At 49.0% G+C, this 18511-nt stretch carries 15 protein-coding genes; 11 read left to right on the top strand and 4 right to left on the bottom strand.

What is annotated here, in order from left to right:
* Nucleotides 1–110: 110 nt before the first annotated feature.
* The 3 genes from EFBL_RS03645 to cysI all read left to right on the top strand — a co-directional run bounded on the left by EFBL_RS03645 (nucleotide 111) and on the right by cysI (nucleotide 4898).
* On the top strand, nucleotides 111–977 hold the full coding sequence (locus EFBL_RS03645) for a DMT family transporter (protein WP_096180778.1): 867 nt from the start codon (nucleotides 111–113) through the stop codon (nucleotides 975–977).
* 346 nt (nucleotides 978–1323) lie between these two features.
* Complete coding sequence (locus tag EFBL_RS03640) at nucleotides 1324–3141, top strand: assimilatory sulfite reductase (NADPH) flavoprotein subunit (RefSeq protein ID WP_096180777.1); 1818 nt, start codon at nucleotides 1324–1326, stop codon at nucleotides 3139–3141.
* 35 nt (nucleotides 3142–3176) lie between these two features.
* Complete coding sequence (gene cysI / locus EFBL_RS03635) at nucleotides 3177–4898, top strand: assimilatory sulfite reductase (NADPH) hemoprotein subunit (RefSeq protein ID WP_096180776.1); 1722 nt, start codon at nucleotides 3177–3179, stop codon at nucleotides 4896–4898.
* Nucleotides 4899–5096: 198 nt separating this feature from the next.
* On the opposite strand, the gene EFBL_RS03630 is transcribed toward cysI, so the two are convergent.
* A complete protein-coding gene (locus EFBL_RS03630) occupies nucleotides 5097–5432 on the bottom strand; it encodes a YrdB family protein (RefSeq protein ID WP_207907580.1) in 336 nt (111 codons plus the stop codon).
* A 122-nt stretch (nucleotides 5433–5554) separates the two neighbouring features.
* Here EFBL_RS03630 and EFBL_RS03625 point away from each other — a divergent pair, with 122 nt between their 5' ends.
* Nucleotides 5555–6130, top strand: a complete 576-nt coding sequence (locus EFBL_RS03625; protein WP_096180774.1) for a TetR/AcrR family transcriptional regulator — start codon at nucleotides 5555–5557, stop codon at nucleotides 6128–6130.
* A gap of 49 nt (nucleotides 6131–6179) precedes the next feature.
* The gene (locus tag EFBL_RS03620; RefSeq protein ID WP_096180773.1) at nucleotides 6180–7148 is read left to right on the top strand and encodes an SDR family NAD(P)-dependent oxidoreductase; all 969 of its coding nucleotides are present in this window, start codon (nucleotides 6180–6182) and stop codon (nucleotides 7146–7148) included.
* Between the two features lie 277 nt (nucleotides 7149–7425).
* Here the strand turns inward: EFBL_RS03620 and helD are convergent, their stop codons facing one another.
* Nucleotides 7426–9774 (bottom strand): RNA polymerase recycling motor HelD, encoded by a 2349-nt coding sequence (helD, locus tag EFBL_RS03615; protein ID WP_096180772.1) that lies wholly within the window; start codon nucleotides 9772–9774, stop codon nucleotides 7426–7428.
* Between the two features lie 364 nt (nucleotides 9775–10138).
* Between helD and EFBL_RS03610 the strand changes: the two genes are divergently transcribed.
* A complete protein-coding gene (locus EFBL_RS03610; RefSeq protein ID WP_096180771.1) occupies nucleotides 10139–10336 on the top strand; it encodes a hypothetical protein in 198 nt (65 codons plus the stop codon).
* Nucleotides 10337–10349: 13 nt separating this feature from the next.
* On the opposite strand, the gene EFBL_RS03605 is transcribed toward EFBL_RS03610, so the two are convergent.
* Nucleotides 10350–11189 carry a serine/threonine protein kinase gene (locus EFBL_RS03605; RefSeq protein WP_096180770.1) on the bottom strand — a complete coding sequence of 280 codons (840 nt, stop codon included), beginning with the start codon at nucleotides 11187–11189 and terminating at the stop codon, nucleotides 10350–10352.
* A gap of 255 nt (nucleotides 11190–11444) precedes the next feature.
* On the opposite strand from EFBL_RS03605, the gene EFBL_RS03600 reads away from it, so the two are divergent.
* Nucleotides 11445–13931: a U32 family peptidase gene (locus EFBL_RS03600; RefSeq protein WP_096180769.1), complete on the top strand. Its 2487-nt coding sequence runs from the start codon at nucleotides 11445–11447 to the stop codon at nucleotides 13929–13931.
* 71 nt (nucleotides 13932–14002) lie between these two features.
* Here EFBL_RS03600 and EFBL_RS03595 read toward each other — a convergent pair whose 3' ends face one another.
* Nucleotides 14003–15097, bottom strand: coding sequence for a Fic family protein (locus EFBL_RS03595; RefSeq protein ID WP_096180768.1), 1095 nt, complete (start codon nucleotides 15095–15097; stop codon nucleotides 14003–14005).
* A 269-nt stretch (nucleotides 15098–15366) separates the two neighbouring features.
* On the opposite strand from EFBL_RS03595, the gene EFBL_RS03590 reads away from it, so the two are divergent.
* The 4 genes from EFBL_RS03590 to EFBL_RS21100 all read left to right on the top strand — a co-directional run.
* Nucleotides 15367–16437: an ABC transporter substrate-binding protein gene (locus tag EFBL_RS03590; RefSeq protein ID WP_231705675.1), complete on the top strand. Its 1071-nt coding sequence runs from the start codon at nucleotides 15367–15369 to the stop codon at nucleotides 16435–16437.
* A 15-nt stretch (nucleotides 16438–16452) separates the two neighbouring features.
* A complete protein-coding gene (locus EFBL_RS03585; protein ID WP_096180767.1) occupies nucleotides 16453–17241 on the top strand; it encodes an ABC transporter permease in 789 nt (262 codons plus the stop codon).
* Complete coding sequence (locus EFBL_RS03580) at nucleotides 17241–17978, top strand: ABC transporter ATP-binding protein (RefSeq protein WP_096180766.1); 738 nt, start codon at nucleotides 17241–17243, stop codon at nucleotides 17976–17978. The genes EFBL_RS03585 and EFBL_RS03580 overlap by 1 nt, the downstream gene beginning before the upstream one ends.
* Before the next feature lie 32 nt (nucleotides 17979–18010).
* Nucleotides 18011–18511 (top strand): PLP-dependent cysteine synthase family protein (locus tag EFBL_RS21100; RefSeq protein WP_231705674.1); only part of this gene is annotated, 501 nt, incomplete at its 3' end.

The following is an 18511-nucleotide window of genomic DNA, read 5'->3' as shown; positions in this document are numbered from 1 at the left end:
GAAATGACCTGTTTATTACGGTTTGCATCATCGAAAATTATGACTGATGAAACCCAGCCCGGTTGTTGAAGAGAAAGGTATTTTGATAGACTCATCTAGAGGTGCTGAGAATGAACGGGATGATTGGAATCCTATGTTTAATCTGGGGGTTTAATTGGGTCATTATGAAGCTGGCGAATACGGTTTTTCCCCCGGTGTTGTTTGCAGGGTACAGGTTCGGGCTTGGTGCGGCGGTGCTGCTGGCCTTTTGTGTGCATAAAAGGATTGCTCTTCCGGGTAAAAAGGATTTGAAATGGGTGATCGTCTGCGGTCTCCTGCAGACCACCTACTTTAATATTGCAATACAACTGTCCTTAAATGAAATCAGCGCCGGATTAACATCTGTTCTCACTTACAGCATGCCGCTGTGGCTTACGGTCATGGCGCATTTTTTGATCCCGGGGGAGCGGTTAACAACACAGAAAGCGATCGGAGTGATAGCGGGTACAGTAGGGTTATTTTTTACCCTGGATGCGCATTTGGGAGGAGGACTGGGTGCCTTTTTCCTTGCTTTATCATCGGGAGTTTCATGGGCAGTATCCAATATCATAATCAAGCGGAAGCTGGTTCATTGCGATAATCTGCAGTTTACAACATGGCAGATGGTGGTAGGGGCTATAGGACTCTTCCTGTATTCGTTTTTCTTTGAGCATGCCGAAAGCCACTGGGGAACCTTGCCCATTCTCTATATTCTGTTTTCTGGAGTTGTCGGGTCGGCGTTTGCTTTTGTTCTTTGGTTTCGTATCTTATCCGGATCAGAAGCAAGCAAAGCATCGATCTCGCTGCTGATGGTTCCCGTAGTTGGAGTCTTATCAGGGTATGTTGTTCTGAACGAAACTCTTAAACCCGCGACAATTAGCGGGATCGCCTGTGTCCTTGCTGGAGTTTGGCTTGTAAATTACAGAAAAACGGGACGTGTATTGGAAAAAACCGAATAGTGCCTAAAACTTGCTTTTGACCCTTGCGAAGTGTAAAAAGTGGCAAAAGGGACAGGACAACTTTATATACTGACTCCTGTGATTCTACTGGGCATCGGTAGGGACAAAGAATATGAGCCCGGTTCCTTTTTATTGGGATCGGGCTTTTTGCTGTTGTTTTACTAATGGAGACAATATTTTCTGAAGTGAGATGCGTTACTGCCCAATTATCATTAAAACTTATGCAATGTATAAGTGATTCTGATTGCTTCGTTTCCCCTGCTGTGATAGTGTAGAGTGAGATAAATAACAAATTAATTGAATCAGATTACTCGGAATAATTTTATGCTATGTGGGGTGGATATTGGTGGTACTTCAGGTGACAAACAGTCCTTTCAATCAGGAGCAAGTGGAGCTCCTCAATCGCTTGCTGCCCACGCTTACGGAGGTGCAGAAGGTCTGGTTGAGCGGTTATCTTACGGCTCTTCACAAAGCGGAAACACCGATGGCCGCATCACCGCAGACTGCTTTGGCAGTGAATGCGCCAGTCATTTCCAAAGAGGTGACGGTGCTCTTCGGATCCCAAACCGGGAACAGCCAAAAATTGGCAAATAAGCTGTCCGGAAGGCTTCAAGAACAGGGTTTCCAGGTAACGCTCTCCTCGATGAACGACTTCAAGCCGAATACGTTGAAAAAGGTTCAAAATCTGCTTATTGTGGTAAGCACACATGGGGAAGGTGAACCGCCGGACAACGCTTTATCTTTCTATGAATTTCTGCATAGCAAGAGAGCGCCTCAATTAGAGGGCCTGCGGTTTTCCGTACTGGCTTTGGGAGACACGTCTTATGAGTTTTTCTGCCAAACCGGAAAGGATTTCGACAAGCGTCTTGAAGAACTCGGTGGCAAGCGTCTTACTCCGCGCGTTGATTGCGACGTGGATTACGACGAGCCTGCCGCAGAGTGGATGAATAATGTCCTGTCCTCTCTAAGTGAGGCGTCGGCGGCCCAGGCCACTACAAGCGTCGGCGGTGTAACGATCGAGAGAGGGACGCAAACCGAATATTCACGATCGAATCCGTTCCAGGCCGTGGTTCTTGAGAATTTGAACCTGAACGGACGCGGGTCGGACCGGGAAACTCGTCATCTGGAGCTCTCCCTCGAGGGATCCAATCTCCAATATGAACCGGGCGACTGCTTGGGGATCTATCCAAAGAATCATCCTCGCCTTGTCGATGAGCTGATCGAAGCGATGGGCTGGAAACCGGAAGAACTTGTTCCAATTAATAAGAACGGAGAAGAGCGCCCATTAAGAGAGGCGTTGTCCAGCCATTATGAAATCACGGTTCTGACAAAGCCGCTCATAGAGCAAGCGTCGAAGCTTTCTTCGGGCAACGGGCTGCAGGAGCTGCTTGCGGCAGGACGAGAGCAAGAGCTTAGAGAGTATATCAGAGATCGAGATTTGTTGGATTTGGTGCAGGATTACAGCCTTAAAGGAGTGTCTGCCAAAGAGTTCGTATCGATTCTCAGGAAGCTGCCGGCTCGACTTTATTCGATCTCCAGCAGTCCGAAGGCGTACCCGGACGAGGTGCATCTCACAATTCGAAAGGTACAATACAAGGCTCATGGACGATATCGGTACGGCGTGTGTTCGAGCTATATCGCGGATCGTCTGGAAGCGGGCGATACGTTACCGGTATTTGTACACCACAACCCTAATTTTAAGCTTCCGCAGAACCCGGATACACCGATTATCATGATCGGGCCAGGCACAGGCGTCGCTCCTTTCCGGGCCTTCCTGGGGGAACGGGAGGAGATTGGGGCGAAAGGCAAGACTTGGTTGTTCTTCGGCGATCAGCATTTCTCCACAGACTTCCTGTATCAGGTCGACTGGCAGCGTTGGCTCAAAGAGGGCGTACTGACACGCATGGATGTCGCGTTCTCCCGCGATACGGATCAAAAGGTATACGTTCAGCACCGGATGCTTGAGAAGAGCAAGGAACTGTATCAATGGTTGCAGGAAGGGGCTTGCGTATACGTATGCGGAGACGAGAAGAAGATGGCGCATGACGTTCATGCCGCCCTGGCCACGATACTCGAACAACAGGGCGGACTTGGCTCAGAGGAAGCTATAGAGTATCTAAAACGTATGCAACAGGAAAAACGTTATCAGCGAGATGTCTACTGAGTGGTAGGCAAAAGACAGCGAGAGGAGATAGTAGCATGTCAGAAAATAATTTGCTTTCGCCAAACAGTGCGCCTCACAGCGATGTAGAGGAGATCAAGCGCCGAAGCAATTACCTGCGGGGAAACCTGGCAGAGTCGCTGGAAGACAGGATTACCGGGTCCATCCCTGAGGACGATAATCGATTGATGAAATTTCACGGAAGCTACATGCAGGATGATCGGGATCTTCGCAACGAACGGAATAAACAGAAGCTGGAGCCGGCCTATCAATTCATGGTGCGCGTGCGGGCGGCCGGCGGGATCGTCACGCCGGAGCAATGGTTGGTGATGGACCGTATCGCCCGGCAATATGCCAACGGAACGATTCGTCTGACGACCCGACAGTCTTTCCAGCTGCACGGCGTGATTAAGTGGAATATGAAGAATACGATCAGGCAAATCAACGATGCTTTATTAAGCACGCTTGCCGCTTGCGGGGACGTGAACCGCAACGTTATGTGCAACCCGAATCCGTACCAGTCGGAAATCCACGAACAGGTTTACGAATGGGCCAAGAAAGTAAGCAATCATCTCGATCCGCGGACCAGAGCCTATCATGAAATTTGGCTTGACGAAGAGAAGGTTGTAGACAGTCTGGAAGGGATAGAGCAAGAACCGATCTACGGGCCTGTCTATTTGCCGCGCAAGTTTAAGATCGGCATCGCTGTACCGCCTTCCAACGACGTAGACGTCTTTTCTCAGGATCTGGGCTTCATTGCCATTTATGAAGAAGGGCGGCTGCTGGGGTTCAACGTTGCGGTCGGCGGCGGAATGGGAATGACGCACGGCGATCCGAAGACGTATCCGCAGCTGGCGCGGGTGATCGGTTTCATCTCGCCGGAACAAATTGTCGACGTGGCCGAGAAAACGGTCACGATCCAAAGAGATTACGGAGATCGCTCGGTGCGGAAGCACGCTCGGTTCAAATACACAATCGACGACCGCGGCATCGAATGGTTCATCAATGAGCTTCAACAGCGACTGGGGTGGAAGCTGGAGGAAGCGCGCCCTTACCATTTCGATCACAATGGTGACCGCTATGGTTGGGTGAAAGGAAGCAACGGCAAATGGCATTTCACCCTTTTCATTCAGAACGGCAGGGTGAAAGACGAGGACAACTACCTCTTGATGTCCGGTATACGGGAAATCGCCAAGGTGCATACAGGGGATTTCCGCCTGACGCCGAATCAGAACCTCATCATCGGGAATGTGACCAGTCAAAAGAAGAAAAAAATCGAGGAAATCATCAACGCGTACGGGCTCACCGATGGTACTCCATATTCCGCGTTGCGGAGAAACTCTATGGCCTGTGTGGCCTTGCCGACTTGCGGCTTGGCGATGGCTGAGTCGGAGCGCTATTTGCCTACGCTGCTGGAGAAGATCGAGTTGATCTTGGATGAGGCGGGTTTGCGCGATGAGGAGATCGTCATTCGCATGACCGGCTGTCCGAACGGATGCGCTCGACCTGCACTGGCGGAAATTGCGTTTATCGGCAAGGCTCCAGGCAAATACAACATGTATTTGGGCGGAGGTTTCTCCGGAAATCGATTGAATAAGCTGTACCGTGAAAATATCGGCGAGACAGAAATCCTGGAGGAACTGCGGCCGATCTTGAATCGGTATGCGAAGGAACGTGAGGAAGGCGAGCATTTCGGGGATTTCGTCATCCGCGCGGGGTATGTGAAAGAAGTTCGTTCGGGACTCGATTTTCATGAGTAGCGCGACATTGATATGGCAAAGAAGGGGCCGACCGGTATACACTGGTTGGCCTTCCTCTACCACTCGTGTTCAAATGTCATTGTAGTCGTCATGGGCATCGAAAATGCTTTCCGATCCTACGAGTCTGACAAATACGGAAGATGGATAAATAGGTATGGTAAGCCGAAATATAAGTCCAAAAGAATTGGAATATTTGATTCATTGCCCCCATACATACATCAAAAGTCGGTTGATCACCACAGTCAGCCCGAAGATTGCTGCCATCGCTGGATGGCCGGAAGTGTACAGCGCGGCAGTTGCTAAACCGAAAATGGTTAACTCTAGGATCAGGTGTAATAGCCCGGATACAGGCATAGGCGCGCCGGGAGATCCGAACATTCCCCAAACCAGTGCAGCCAGAAGAGGAGCTCCGATCCCTATACCGATCTTTACGATCATTCCTCTTCCGATTTTGAACCCCCAGTAACCAAACGCGACTAGGGCAAACAATTCCAGAAGGAACCGTAAAACCAGGTTCGAGTATTGTATCAGCATACGAATCAATCCTTTTTCAAGAGATAGGATCAGGGAAGGAGAAGTAAGATTTGACAACGGTCGAAGATAAAGATATCATTTAATTGAACACTGGTCAATAGGGTTGCAAAGAGGGGTTGAGAATGTCTCCAAGAAAAGCAGTAGAGCAGGAACTTACACGCGAAATGATTATGGACACGGCACGAAAGTTGTTCTTGGAGAACGGGTATCAGCATGTATCCATGCGCCAGATTTCAAAGGAATTGGGCTATAGTCACGGAGCGATCTATTATCACTTTAAGAACAAGGCCGATTTGTTCTATGCCCTGGTTAGGCAAGACTTCATTCTACTTGACGAGGCTCTTGAACAGATTCTGAACAAACCATTAGATCCACACAGTAAACTCAGGGAGGTGCTGTTGGGATTTATCAAGTTTGGCCTGACGAAACAAAGTCATTATGAAATCATGTTTCTGATCAAAGATGAAGAAGTGAGAACCTATGTGCAACAAGAGCCGAATCTAATCTATGAAAAATTCGCCAAGGCAGTCTACGCACTCTGCAATCAGCAAGTAACCCTGACAGAGATTTGGTCGGTCTTTCTCTCCCTGCATGGACTTGTGTCGCATTATTGCAGAAGCGGCCAAACATTTGAGGACGTTCGAACACTGGCAGAATCACATGTGGACTTTATTTTGCGATCCTTAGTAAGGAAGTAATTTTTTTAGGCGTTTATTGAACAGTGGTTAATTTAAAGGAGGAAGACCAATGAACAAAGCGTTAGTTTTAGGGGCATCCGGCGGAATGGGATATTCAATTGTAAAGGAGTTGGCTCAAAGAGGAATTGATGTAGTTGCATTTGCCCGCGGAAAAGAAAAGCTCGCCAAGCTTTTTGCGAATGAGAAGAAGGTCATGATTAGTCCCGGAGATGCATTCAGTTTGGAGAGTTTGAAAGAAGCGGCAGCGGATGTGGACGTCATCTTCCATGCGATGAACATTCCCTATCCGGAATGGGAGAAGAAATTGCCTGTGTTAATGGGCAATATCTTGGAATCGGCAAGACACGCTAATGCAAAGCTTGTTTTGGTGGACAACATATACGCCTATGGAAGAAGCACTGGTGCTTTGGTTACGGAGAAATCCCCTAAAAACCCCCATACAAAAAAGGGGAAAATCCGTTTGCAACTGGAGACTATGGCCAAGCAATCAAATCTGCCTGTCCTTATTGCGCACTTTCCCGATTTTTACGGACCCAATGCGGATAATACCTTACTGAACTATACTTTCGAGAGAGTAATAAAAAACAAAAAATCCATGTTTGTGGGGGATCGCAAGATACCCAGAGAGTACATATTTACGCCTGATGGAGCAAAAGCCTTGGTAGAATTGGCGCTCATGGATTCGGCATACGGACAGAACTGGAACATACCCGGCAGCGGTGTAATTACAGGGGATGAAATCGTAGCGATCTTGCGGGAACATACGGGGTACAACAAAAATGTGGGAACGGTCACAAAGGGTATGGTACAGTTCATGGGGCTGTTTAATAAGATGATGCGGGAAGTCGTTGAAATGGTGTATTTGACGGAAGAGCCTGTCGTTCTGGACGGCGGGAAGCTTGAACAGGAAATTAAGAGTATACCGAGAACCCCTTATAAAGAAGGCATAAAACAAACAATTGAGCATATGCTTTACAATCTTGACCAATCCGATTCTGTTCCTCAACGAGAAATGTGAAGCAGTTGCCATCAAGCACAACTGGAAGGTTCTAAAATGGAACGTAAAAAGAAAGTTGCAATTATTGGCCTAATATGTAGCGGGGAACTTTTATTAGACGCAAATTGGACGAAATTGACGAAGGGCTAAACGACAGACCATAAGTAAAAAGGCGTGTAAAAACCATATTGTTGGTAATAATATCAAACTAAACACTAGGGATTTTGGATATGTAATTATTCAGCCGCCAGGGAAGGTCACCCAATCATCCTGGCGGCATTTTTTGTGTCGTTACGAATTAGCTTTCCTTGATATACGTATCAGGTGAAAGACCTCTTAGAAAACGACTCATCTCGCCAACAGAATAGACATGCAGCTCATGCATTGCCCGGGTGCAGGCAGTGTAGAAAATCTTCCGTTCACTCTCTCTTCCGTACTGTGTTTGAGATGCGTTGTAGATAATCACTGCGTCAAATTCCACGCCTTTGGCGAGATAGGAGGGTATAATCAGTATGCCGGGTTCAAAGGAGATCGTTTCTTTCGTGATCAGGCGAAGCGGCATCTCTCCCTGCAGCGCTTCGTAAGCTTCCTGGCACTCAGAGGCGGTTTTGGCAATTACCGCTATCGTGCTATGGCCTTCGCTTTGTAGAGACCGGATGCGTTCTTTGATCTTGGCGGCAAGTTCTGTCGTGTCTGCTGCTTGTGTCACGGTCGGGTACCTGCCACCCCGGTTAAATGGCTCGATTCTGTCTCCTCCCTCGATTATCCCGCGTGTAAATTCAACGATCTGCCGCGTAGAACGGTAGCTTCGCGTCAGAACAATTTTCTCCGTCTGTATATCCCCGTAGATTGAGGAGAGTTGTTCAAAGTCGGAGTTAACGGCATGGGCGAATATGGCCTGGTTCAGGTCGCCGAGTATTGTCATTTTGCTGTGTGGAAACAGCCGTTTTAGGAAGGCGAATTGAAAAGGGGAATAATCCTGGGCCTCATCAATAAAGACATGTCTTACAGATGTGTGGGTCCGGAATCCTTCGATCCGCTCCTTCAGGTACAAGTACGGCGTTGCATCTTCATAGGCCAGTTCGGAGCGATCCAATCGTTCCAACGTCTGCTCACAGATGTTCAACCATTCCGCAGGCAATAGATCTTTGATGTGAGGGATGAAGTGAAGATTCGGAAGGGTGAACAATTGCCGATAGATGGCAGGCATATTGATAAACCGAAGCCGTTTCACAGTCTCCCGCAGTGGTTTGAAGTGCCGGTTCACAATCATTTCGGAGAGCAGCTTTTGTTCAAGAGCAAAGTCGTTGAAAGTATCTCCGCTGAATCGTTTTCTTCTTCTCAGTTCCTGATAAACCCTCTGGAAGTCTTCTTGATCAAGGAGCTGGATTTCGTCTTCCACCCACGGTTTCTTTCGCTCCAAGCGCGCTTTCTCTTCCAACTCCGCAAGCAACCATTTGGCCAGCAGTTCCACTCGGTTGGGAATTCGCAGGGAAGCATCAAGGGAGTAGAACTGTTCTGCGATGCGTTGGGCGGAAATGAGCACCTCCCCTTTAAACTGCACATCAAGGAAACTAATGCCTTCCCGTCCAAGGTTTTCAATGTAAAGATCCATTACCTGCAAAAAATCAGTGGAACCCTTAAACCGTATGCCTTCCAGGCGTGCTGCATAACCTGGTTCGTGCAAAGCGGTGAGCACATATTCCAACTGGGTGAAGGGAGTTTCGAGCCGGAATGTTTTGGCAAGCCGCTGCTCCAGATATTCGTAAAACGTCGTCTGTTGCATGTTCTCCTCGCCCAACTCAGGGAGGACGGTGGAGACATAGCTGTTAAACATCGGGTTGGGAGATATCAGCACAATCTGATCCGCTTGCAGCGTTTCCCGGTAGCGGTACAACAAATAGGCGACACGTTGCAGGGCGGCCGAAGTTTTGCCGCTGCCAGCCGCTCCTTGCACGATAAGCAGGCGGCTTCGTTCGTTTCGGATGATGCGGTTCTGTTCCTTTTGAATGGTGGCGACAATATTCCTCATTTGTGTACTGGAATGTTTGCCGAGCACTTCTTTAAGAAGTTCGTCGCCAATCGTAACACCTGTGTCAAACATGCTGCGGATGTATCCGTCGCGGATCATATATTGTCTTTTCAATTCCAGTGTACCGGTGATGGTGCCGCCGGGGGTTTCGTATTCCGCCGGTCCGGGCGGGTAGTCATAATACAGACTGGCCACTGGCGCACGCCAATCATAGATCAGAAAGTGCTCTTCGTTTTCATCGAGCAGGGAAGCGATACCAAGGTAGATTTTCTCGGATTCCTTCTCACCGTTTTCCTTGAAGTCAATTCGACCGAAATACGGGGAATGTTTGAGCCGGAACAGTGTTTTCAACTGGTTCTCGGCATGTCGATGGCTGCGTTCCCGCTCTGATAAAACTTCCGCCTGTTGTTTGATGCTTGCGTACGTTTCCGCCGCTTCATGTGCATCGTCAAAATTGACGGTAACATCCTCCCAGAAGTTTTTGCGGATCTTCGCGATATCCGCTTTCATACTGCCGACATGTTGTTGCAGGGAGGCGATCTGCTTATCAATTTCGTCTACCATTCGGTCGACCCGCTGTTGCTCTTCCTGCCAATCATGCTCAACTGTACCCATGGAACCACTCCTTTTCCTTATCATTTGGTTATGTTCAAAGGGATTGACTTGGCCGGATTTATGTGGTAATATTAATTTGGGATAAACTTTGTATTTATCCGTATTGTTGTTAGACCATTATTTATCGTATCATAAGATTTGATCTGATACAAGATAACGTGAACCTACCTGATCATCTTATTGATGCCATCAATATGCTGGACAAATTTAATGACGATAAAGAGAAGGATTCGGAAGATTTCATATACACGAAATAGCCAGCGAGACCTTTCCTCAAAATAGGAAAAGGTCTTTTTGTTTGGGAGAACTTGAAACATTTTATGGTGTGTTCCGTAATAGAAAATAGAGGAGAGGAGGCGTACCCATGATTAAGGACTTGTTAAAGAAACTGTTCTATTCGGCCCTGGGGTCAAGAAGACACCACAGAAAGCACTATCGCAGCCATTTCAGCAGCGACCATTATCATAAGCATCACCAGCATTCCCACTTTCACCACAACAAATATGGAAGCTCGTATTACAAGGGGAAACATTCTTCCAGCTTTAGCATTTTCAGCAGTTAAGCCGAAAAAAGAGCTATAAGCTGCAAATGGCGGATTGTACGTCTTCCGCCACTTCCCGGACATGGCTGTAAGGCTGCTCCGCCAACAGTAATCGGCGGAGCAGTCTGCTTGTCAGCGGGTGAAGGGATAGCTCCTCCTCCCAGCTATGTTCCGTATCGGACTCGGGAGCTGCATCTTCAGGGTACGTACTGTAAAGCAGAAACAGCAGCAGGTGTCCAATTGAGTAAAAATCACTTGTTACGTGAAGCTTTCTGCGAATTCTCTTGAGCGAGGGGTCATCTGCCTCCACGTCATCCGCTTCGCCATCTTCCGTTTGGGCATCTTTCAAGTCCCTTGCAAGGCCAAAGTCGATCAATTTGACTGCATCTCCCTTAAGAATCACGTTGGCGATGCTGATATCCCTGTGAACGAAGCCAACGGAATGGATATACTCCACTGTGGGAAGCAGGTTTGCCACAAGGGCAAGCGCTTCTTTTTCGGGGAAGGCGGCATGATCTTGAAACAGAAGGTGTTCCAGGCTCTTCCCTTCGAAGTACTCCATGGTATAACACAGAAATCTTCGGTAGCTGAAACACTCGTACAGCTTCGGTATGGCAGGATGCTGCAGTCGCTGCAAGATGCCGGTTTCCCGGGTATATATGGTTTCAGCCTTGCGGCGTCCGCCTCTCTGCGGACTCACCCGCTTTAGTACACAGGGGAGGCCGGTTTGGAGATCGTCGCACAGATAAGTGACTCCGTAACTGCCCATGCCGAGCTTTCGTAAAATTTTGTACCTGCCCCGAACTACCAAGCCTTCCCGGAACCAAAGATTGTCCCGCAAGCGTGTCCAGGATCCTTTCAGGAATCTTATCAATAGGATGGCCGCCTTTTTGATTGAATTTGAGGAAACATCGTTCCTGACTTCTCTTTCTATGGTACTTCAGCAGTACGGATCTGAACAATTGCAAAACGCTTAACATACCGATAACAAACGTGTAACAAAAATAACGATGTTGACGCCGTTCTGACAGTGATCGAACGAAGTTTCCAACAAAAAGGCGTTTCCCCTCTGTTTGAATTGAAGTAAAATAATAAAGTTTACGAGTTCTAGTCGGAGGGGTGTATAGAAGTGAAACGAATTGCCAGAGACACCATAGAATTGTTAGCCCCGGCCGGGAATTGGGACTGTTTGCGCGCGGCTGTTGCCAACGGGGCCGATGCCGTATTCTTCGGAGTGGACAAATATAACGCCCGTGTCCGGGCTGAGAACTTCCGAGTGGAAGAACTGCCTGACATTATGGCGTATTTGCATAAGTACAACGTCAGAGGATACGTGACCTTCAATATCCTGATCTTTGAAAACGAACTGGAAGAAGCCCGGCAACTGGTGGAGGCTTGTATCGATGCGGGTGTGGATGCCCTGATTGTTCAGGATGCGGGGCTCCTGCAGATGATCCGGGAGATTTCCCCGGATTTCCCCATCCACATTTCGACCCAGATGACAGTAACCTCCCCGGAAGCGGTGGAGTTCCTGCAGCCCTATGATGTGGAAGTTGTCGTGCTCGGAAGGGAGAACAATCTCAAACAGATCAAAACCATCGCCGACCATACGGAAACACCCCTGGAAGTGTTTGTTCACGGGGCGCTGTGCGTATCCTATTCAGGACAATGCCTGACCTCGGAGATGTGGGGAGGACGTTCAGCGAATCGCGGTGAGTGTGCTCAAGCCTGTCGTCTGCCCTATGATCTGATTGTGGATGGCAAGAAGAAGGAAATGGCCAACATTTCCTATCTGCTGTCCCCGAAAGACCTGGCGGCATTGGACCTGGTGGGGGAGCTGATCGAAGCGGGGGTTTCTTCGTTCAAGATCGAAGGGCGCCTGAAGTCCCCGGAATATGTAGCGAATGTGGTCAGCAAATATCGGAAAGCGATTGACGAGTACCTGGCCGGCAGAGACTATATCCCAAGCAAGGAAGAGATACGGGAACTGCAGCAGAGCTTCAGCCGCGGATTCACCCACGGTTTCCTGAAGGGAACCAATAACAAGCAGCTGCTGGACGGCACTTTCCCGAAAAGTCGGGGCGTATACCTCGGCACAGTTTTAAAGGTGCTGAAGGACGGAGTCCTGTGTCAACTGGAAGCGCCGGTAAAGCGCGGGGACGGGATCGTATTCGATGCGGGGCGTCCGGAAGAGAAGGAAGAAGGCGGACGTGTCTATGACCTGCGAAAAAAAGGAGTCAAGGTGGAAGGTGAAGTTCAGGGCGGGTTCATCGAAATCGTGCCCGGACGACGGGATGTGGATCTGACGAAAGTCCGTGTGGGAGACCGCATTTGGAAGACCAGCGACCCGGAATTGGAGCGCCGTTTGCGTTTGACGTTTGAAACGGAGCAGGCATACCGCTTGTTCCCGATTGCAGTGGCTGTCAGCGGAAAAATGGGAGAGCCGCTTGTATCAACCTGGTACGATCTTGCAACCGGTCATTCTGTGACCGTACAATCCCGGGACTTGTTGGAAGCAGCGGTGAAGCGACCGTTAACGTTGGAATACTTGACGGAGCAGCTGGGGCGTCTGGGGGGTACGATCTTCGAGCTGGCCGAGGTTCGGTCGGAACTGGACGGAAACGTGATCCTGCCGGTGAAAGAGTTGAATCGGATGCGGCGTATTGCGGTGGATCAGCTGCTGGCTTTGCGTCAGGCACCGCCTCGTTATCAAAAGCACCAGGTGGAAGTGAAGGCGGCGAAGAAAGAGAGACAGGATCAGCGGCAAGCACCCGCCCAGCTGATTGCCCTGTGCCGCTCCATGGATCAGATTCATGCTGCGTGCGAAACGGATGCAGATTACATCTATGCAGATTTTGAATTTACCACCGATTATCCGTACGCGGTACAAGTGGCACGGGAATACGGAAAACCGATTGCGCTGGCGACTCCCCGCATTCATATGCCGGGTGAGAACGGCATTCTGAAAGGGATATTGCAATCGGAACCGGATGCGGTGCTTGTACGAAGCCTTGGGGCACTCCAATACTATACGCAGCAGGAACTTCCAAGACTGCTGGTGGGCGATTTTTCCCTGAATATAGCGAATCATAAAGCGGTAGAGTTGTTCCTGGCCCGGGGACTTGATCGGGTAACACCTTCTTATGACCTGAACATCCAGCAAATGATGGATTTGTTGGAAGTCTCTCCGACTGAGAAGGTGGAGATCGTTATCCACCAACATCTCCCCATGTTCCATACCGAACACTGTGTGTTCTGCACCTTCTTGAGTGAGGGGACCGACTTTACCAACTGTGGACGCCCGTGTGAGAGCCATCGGGTTTCCCTGCAGGACCGCATTGGGATGCTTCATCCGGTCCGGGTGGACATTGGTTGCCGCAATACCGTTTATAATGCAATTGAACAATCGGGTGCCGAGTATCTGTCTGACTTCCTGAAAGCGGGAATACGCTCGTTCCGCGTTGAGTTTCTGGAAGAGGACGGGGAGCAGGTCCGGGAAGTGCTGCGGTTGTACCGGGAGGTTCTTCAAGGTCAACGCAGCGGCACCAGCGTGTGGAAGACCCTGAAAGCGACCAATCAGCTGGGGGTCACACGGGGGCAACTTTTGAAAAAGTAAGAAATGATTCTCTTACGCGGGATTTGGAGAGTTCCAGGGGGTAGGAAGACCCCCTGGCCTTCTTAAGGATATTACCGTAATTTATCCAGCAAATTATAATAATAGAATGTTTTGGATCTTTGCTTGTTATTGGAGAAAATCAAACGATTCTCTTCAAGTGTTGCCAGATATCTTCTGCAAGTGGCATCGGATAAACCTGTGGCTATCGTCATGGTCTTTACGGTGAAAACAGGACGCTGGAACATGGCATCGACTAATGTTTTTATGCTGCTGCTGTTAACCAGTCGTTGCGCAATAGCCAGATCATGTTCGTATAAATTGTTAAACTCTTCAATGAGCTTGATGTTTTTTCTGGCTTGGATATCCACTGATTCGAGAAAGAATTTTATCCACTGGTTCCAGTCACTTTTATATCGGGTGTCATTCAAATAACGGTAGTATTTATGTTTGTCCTTTTCCAAAGTTTCGCTTAAGAAGAAGTTGGGGTAATCGATAACCTCTTTATAATATAAGTAAATGGGGATCAATATGCGTCCAATTCTTCCGTTGCCATCAAGAAATGGGTGAATGGTTTCAAATTGCGCATGAATGATGGCGATGCGGACCAGCTCATTTAGATTATCTTTGGGATTATTGATATACTTCTCCAGGTTATCCATGTATTTATCAACCAGCTGAGGTTCCGGAGGGATGTATGTTGCAGTTTCAATTGTACATCCTGCGGGACCTATGAAGTTTTGACTTTTACGATATTCACCGGGAGAACGGTTACTTCCCCGAACTGCATTTGACATAAGGGTTTTGTGCAGCAATTTAAAGAGCCTTGTAGAAATGGGCAACATTCTAAGCGTTTCCATCCCTTGATTTAAGGCGTGGAAGTAATTCATTACCTCTTGAACATCTTTATTATTTTTGCGGCTTTGTGCCTCGACTTCCAGAACTTCATCCAACGTGACTTGCGTGCCTTCAATCTTGGTTGACTGAACTGCTTCATTCAGCATGATGGGATTCAAAAGAAGCTTGGGGGAAACTTTTGCATTCCTAAGCATGATCTGGTATTGAGCAACACTTTTATTTGCGTTGATCAGTTCATTGATAAATGTTAACTGGTCAATTACGTCTTCTCCTAGAGGCAATAACATTGGTTCAAAAGGAACCCTTCGCATACCATGTGCCCCCCTGTTTTTATAAAATAAAAAAATGAAAACAACCGATGTGTTTTTCTTTTCTTGCAATCATTTTATCCGATTTTTGATAATAAATATACTCTGTTTGGATAGATTCAGAAAATATTCTATTCTAAGTTCATACTCATGTTTTTATTCTGATAAAACGGCACAATCTCTCTCTTGACGAGGCTCAATTTTTTATCTACAATAACCCCATTAAACCAATAGGAAATAACAGAATGCAGGTATTTGGAGGATCAAACGATATGAAACGTTTAGATGGTATCTATACAAAGCGTATACTGGCTGCAGTGATGGTTGCGGGTTTGGTCTTGGGAACGACAGCGTGCGGGAACAGCAATCAGGCTACCCAAGGGAATTCCGGCGGTACTCACCAGTCGACAACTCAGGAGGTCAATCTGAAGAAACTGCGGGCTGGGTATCTGAATGTGATGGACGATGCCCAGATGATGCTCGCACACGAGGCAGGTCTGTACAAGAAGCACGGTCTTGATGTGGAAATGCAGATGTTTAACAGCGGGACCGACCTGATCAAGGCAATCGTGGGCGGACAGTTGGATGCCGGTGTGCTTGGATTTACCAATGCGCTCACCTGGCTGGACAAAGGAGCAGATATCAAGATTGTGGGCGGAGCGCAGATGGGCTTCCACAGTATGTTGGTCCGTAAAGACAGCGGCATCAAGTCGCTTTCGGATCTCAAAGGCAAGTCGGTGGCTTCCCAGCAGCAAGGAAGCACCGCGGATATTGTTTTGAACGGCGTGGTTTGGAAGAAGGCGGGCATCACCAAGAAAGATGTCCAAATGCAATACGTGTCTCCGTCAGTTGCAATCCAGTCTCTGCAAGCTGGGAAAGTGGATGCCGCATTTGTCTTTGAACCTTATGATTCGATCGCTCGTCTGACCTCTCCGGTAGAGCAAATCTATGAGATCGGAAAGGAATGGCCGTTTCCCTGCATGGTGGTGATTACCTCCGGCAAAATGACCAAGGAAAACCGGGATGTTGTGTACAAAATGCTTGACGCGCAAAAAGAAGCGATTGAGATGTTGCGGCAGAAGCCGGGAGAATCGGCCAAGTTGATCCAGAAACACTTCATCAAGGAGGACACCCTGCAAACCTCGACCGGCGGAACGGTTTCCGCAACCAAGGTGATTGAGGAGTCGATCAAGTCCCAGCAATTCGAATGGGCGATCACGCCGCAGCAAATTGACAGAATGCAGGAAATCTCCAGGATGATGGTCGAACAGGGAATTCTGAAGCAGGACATTGATGTGAAGAAAGCGCTCGATTTGAGCTGGCAGGAACAAATCAAGAAGTAAGGGCAGGGAACAAGCATGAACCAGACTAGTCGCCGGATATGGCGCAGAACATGGCCCTTTCTGACTGCTGTAGGCAGTTTGTTGGCAATTTGGCAGGTGGCGGCATTTTTTGCGCCGCCTTACTTGTTGCCTGGAATCCCGAAAGTATTCGGGCGTTTGCTTGAGGCGGTGACGGAACCGGATTTTCTTGCCTCATTGAATGACAGTCTGTTCCGGCTTCTGGTCGGATACCCGACCGCATGCCTGCTGGGGGGACTGTTGGGGCTGCTGGCAGGTCTTTTCCGTGGATTTGCCGTTTATCTGCGGAGTCTGATTGCCATTCTGCAGTCGATTCCGCCCATTACTTGGATTCCATTCCTGATCATCCTGATTGGCTTTGGGAATGCTCCCATCATTACGGTGATTATCATCGCCAGTTTCTTTCCGATGGCACTATCCGTCATGAACGCAACGGAAGGGGTCGTCCGTACGCATCTGGAAGTGGCAAAGGTCCTGGGAGCCACCAAGGGACAGCTCTTGAAAAAAGTGTATCTGCCCGAAACGCTGCCAGCCTTTATCACAGGCGCTCAAGTGGCATTCGGGAATGCCTGGCGCTCCCTGATTGCCAGTGAGATGGTCGGCGGGGCTGCCACAGGGTTGGGATTCTCCATCCGGTTTGCCGGAGAAGTGGCCCAAATGGGCGATGTCCTGTTGTACATCGTAATCATTGGGACCATCGCCATACTCTTTGATCTCGTGGTGCTGGAAGGGCTCAAGCGCCGGTTGCTGAAGTGGCGGTACGTTGGCGGGGGGAGTGAAGCCTGATGCAAACATTGGAACTTCAAAGCGTCCATAAATCCTTTGAAACCCTGAAAGTCCTTGAAGATGTAAATCTGCGAGTGAAGCAGGGGGAATTTGCAGCGATTGTGGGACCCTCCGGCTGTGGCAAAAGTACCGTGCTGCGTATGGTGGCCGGGCTTGAAACCGCAGACACCGGCAAAGTGCTGGCAGGCGGGCAGCCCATCACCAAGCCTTCGCCTGACCGAATGATGATTTTTCAGGAACATGCGTTGTATCCTTGGTCTACAGTTGAAGAAAACGTGGGCTTCGGTTTGGAACTGGCCAATGTTCCCAAACAGGAACGCCGTGAGCGTGTACAAGCCATTCTTGAGAAAGTAGGTCTCACAGGCTTTGAAAAATACTACCCCAGCCAGTTGTCAGGCGGGATGCGCCAGCGGGTCTCCATAGCCCGGGCGCTTGTGATGGACCCCGATGTCCTGCTGCTTGATGAGCCTTACGGGGCGCTTGATGCAATGACCAAGCTGACCATGCAAAATGAGCTTCTGAACCTCTGGCAGGGATCAGGCAAGACGATGCTTCTGATTACGCATGATATTGATGAAGCGCTTTATCTGGCTGACCGGATTTTTGTCATGAGTCCGCGTCCAGGGCGTGTGGTGGAGACGATGGACCTGGATCTTCCCCGCCCCCGTAACCGGAATGGCGAGCGCTTTATCCAACTGCGGCAGGACATCATGAGAATCCTTGGCTTGGGTGAATAGCAAAGATCTGCCTGGAATGGGGTTTTACTGCAATGAAGGTACACAATGATATTCTGGAACTGGTCGGAAATACGCCCATTGTCAAACTGAACCGGATCCCTGAGCCTGATGGGGCATGCGTTTATATGAAGCTGGAATCTTTCAACCCGGGCAGAAGTGTCAAGGACCGGGCTGCGTCCAACATGCTCCGGCGAGCGGAAGAAGAGGGCAAGATTCTGTCCGGGAAGAGCACGATCATTGAACCGACTTCGGGCAACACTGGAATCGGACTGGCTATGGCTTGTGCAGCCAAAGGATACCGCTGCATCATTACGATGCCGGATAACGCAACAATTGAGAGAGTGAAACTGATGAGGGCATTTGGGGCTGAAGTGCATCTGACCCCCTGTTCCCTTCGAATGCAGGGTGCGATTGACAAGGCGAACGAGTTGGCAGAGCAGATTCCCCACAGCTTCATTCCCATGCAGTTCGAAAATGCGGCCAACCCGGACGCACACCGTAACACGACGGCGGTTGAAATCTTTGAAGCCTTT

The sequence above is a fragment of the Effusibacillus lacus genome, assembly GCF_002335525.1.
Classification (GTDB): domain Bacteria; phylum Bacillota; class Bacilli; order Tumebacillales; family Effusibacillaceae; genus Effusibacillus; species Effusibacillus lacus.
The sequence above is the reverse complement of the archived record's forward strand: the minus strand, read 5'-3'. Positions and strand labels throughout refer to the sequence as shown.

What these genes read in the sequence shown, in the direction of transcription:
- EFBL_RS03645 (WP_096180778.1), top strand. Translation starts at nt 111, where the DNA reads ATGAACGGGATGATTGGAATCCTATGTTTAATCTGGGGGTTTAATTGG.
- cysI (WP_096180776.1), top strand. Translation starts at nt 3,177, where the DNA reads ATGTCAGAAAATAATTTGCTTTCGCCAAACAGTGCGCCTCACAGCGAT.
- EFBL_RS03630 (WP_207907580.1), bottom strand. Translation starts at nt 5,432, where the DNA reads ATGCTGATACAATACTCGAACCTGGTTTTACGGTTCCTTCTGGAATTG.
- EFBL_RS03625 (WP_096180774.1), top strand. Translation starts at nt 5,555, where the DNA reads ATGTCTCCAAGAAAAGCAGTAGAGCAGGAACTTACACGCGAAATGATT.
- EFBL_RS03620 (WP_096180773.1), top strand. Translation starts at nt 6,180, where the DNA reads ATGAACAAAGCGTTAGTTTTAGGGGCATCCGGCGGAATGGGATATTCA.
- helD (WP_096180772.1), bottom strand. Translation starts at nt 9,774, where the DNA reads ATGGGTACAGTTGAGCATGATTGGCAGGAAGAGCAACAGCGGGTCGAC.
- EFBL_RS03610 (WP_096180771.1), top strand. Translation starts at nt 10,139, where the DNA reads ATGATTAAGGACTTGTTAAAGAAACTGTTCTATTCGGCCCTGGGGTCA.
- EFBL_RS03595 (WP_096180768.1), bottom strand. Translation starts at nt 15,097, where the DNA reads ATGCGAAGGGTTCCTTTTGAACCAATGTTATTGCCTCTAGGAGAAGAC.
- EFBL_RS03590 (WP_231705675.1), top strand. Translation starts at nt 15,367, where the DNA reads ATGAAACGTTTAGATGGTATCTATACAAAGCGTATACTGGCTGCAGTG.
- EFBL_RS03585 (WP_096180767.1), top strand. Translation starts at nt 16,453, where the DNA reads ATGAACCAGACTAGTCGCCGGATATGGCGCAGAACATGGCCCTTTCTG.
- EFBL_RS03580 (WP_096180766.1), top strand. Translation starts at nt 17,241, where the DNA reads ATGCAAACATTGGAACTTCAAAGCGTCCATAAATCCTTTGAAACCCTG.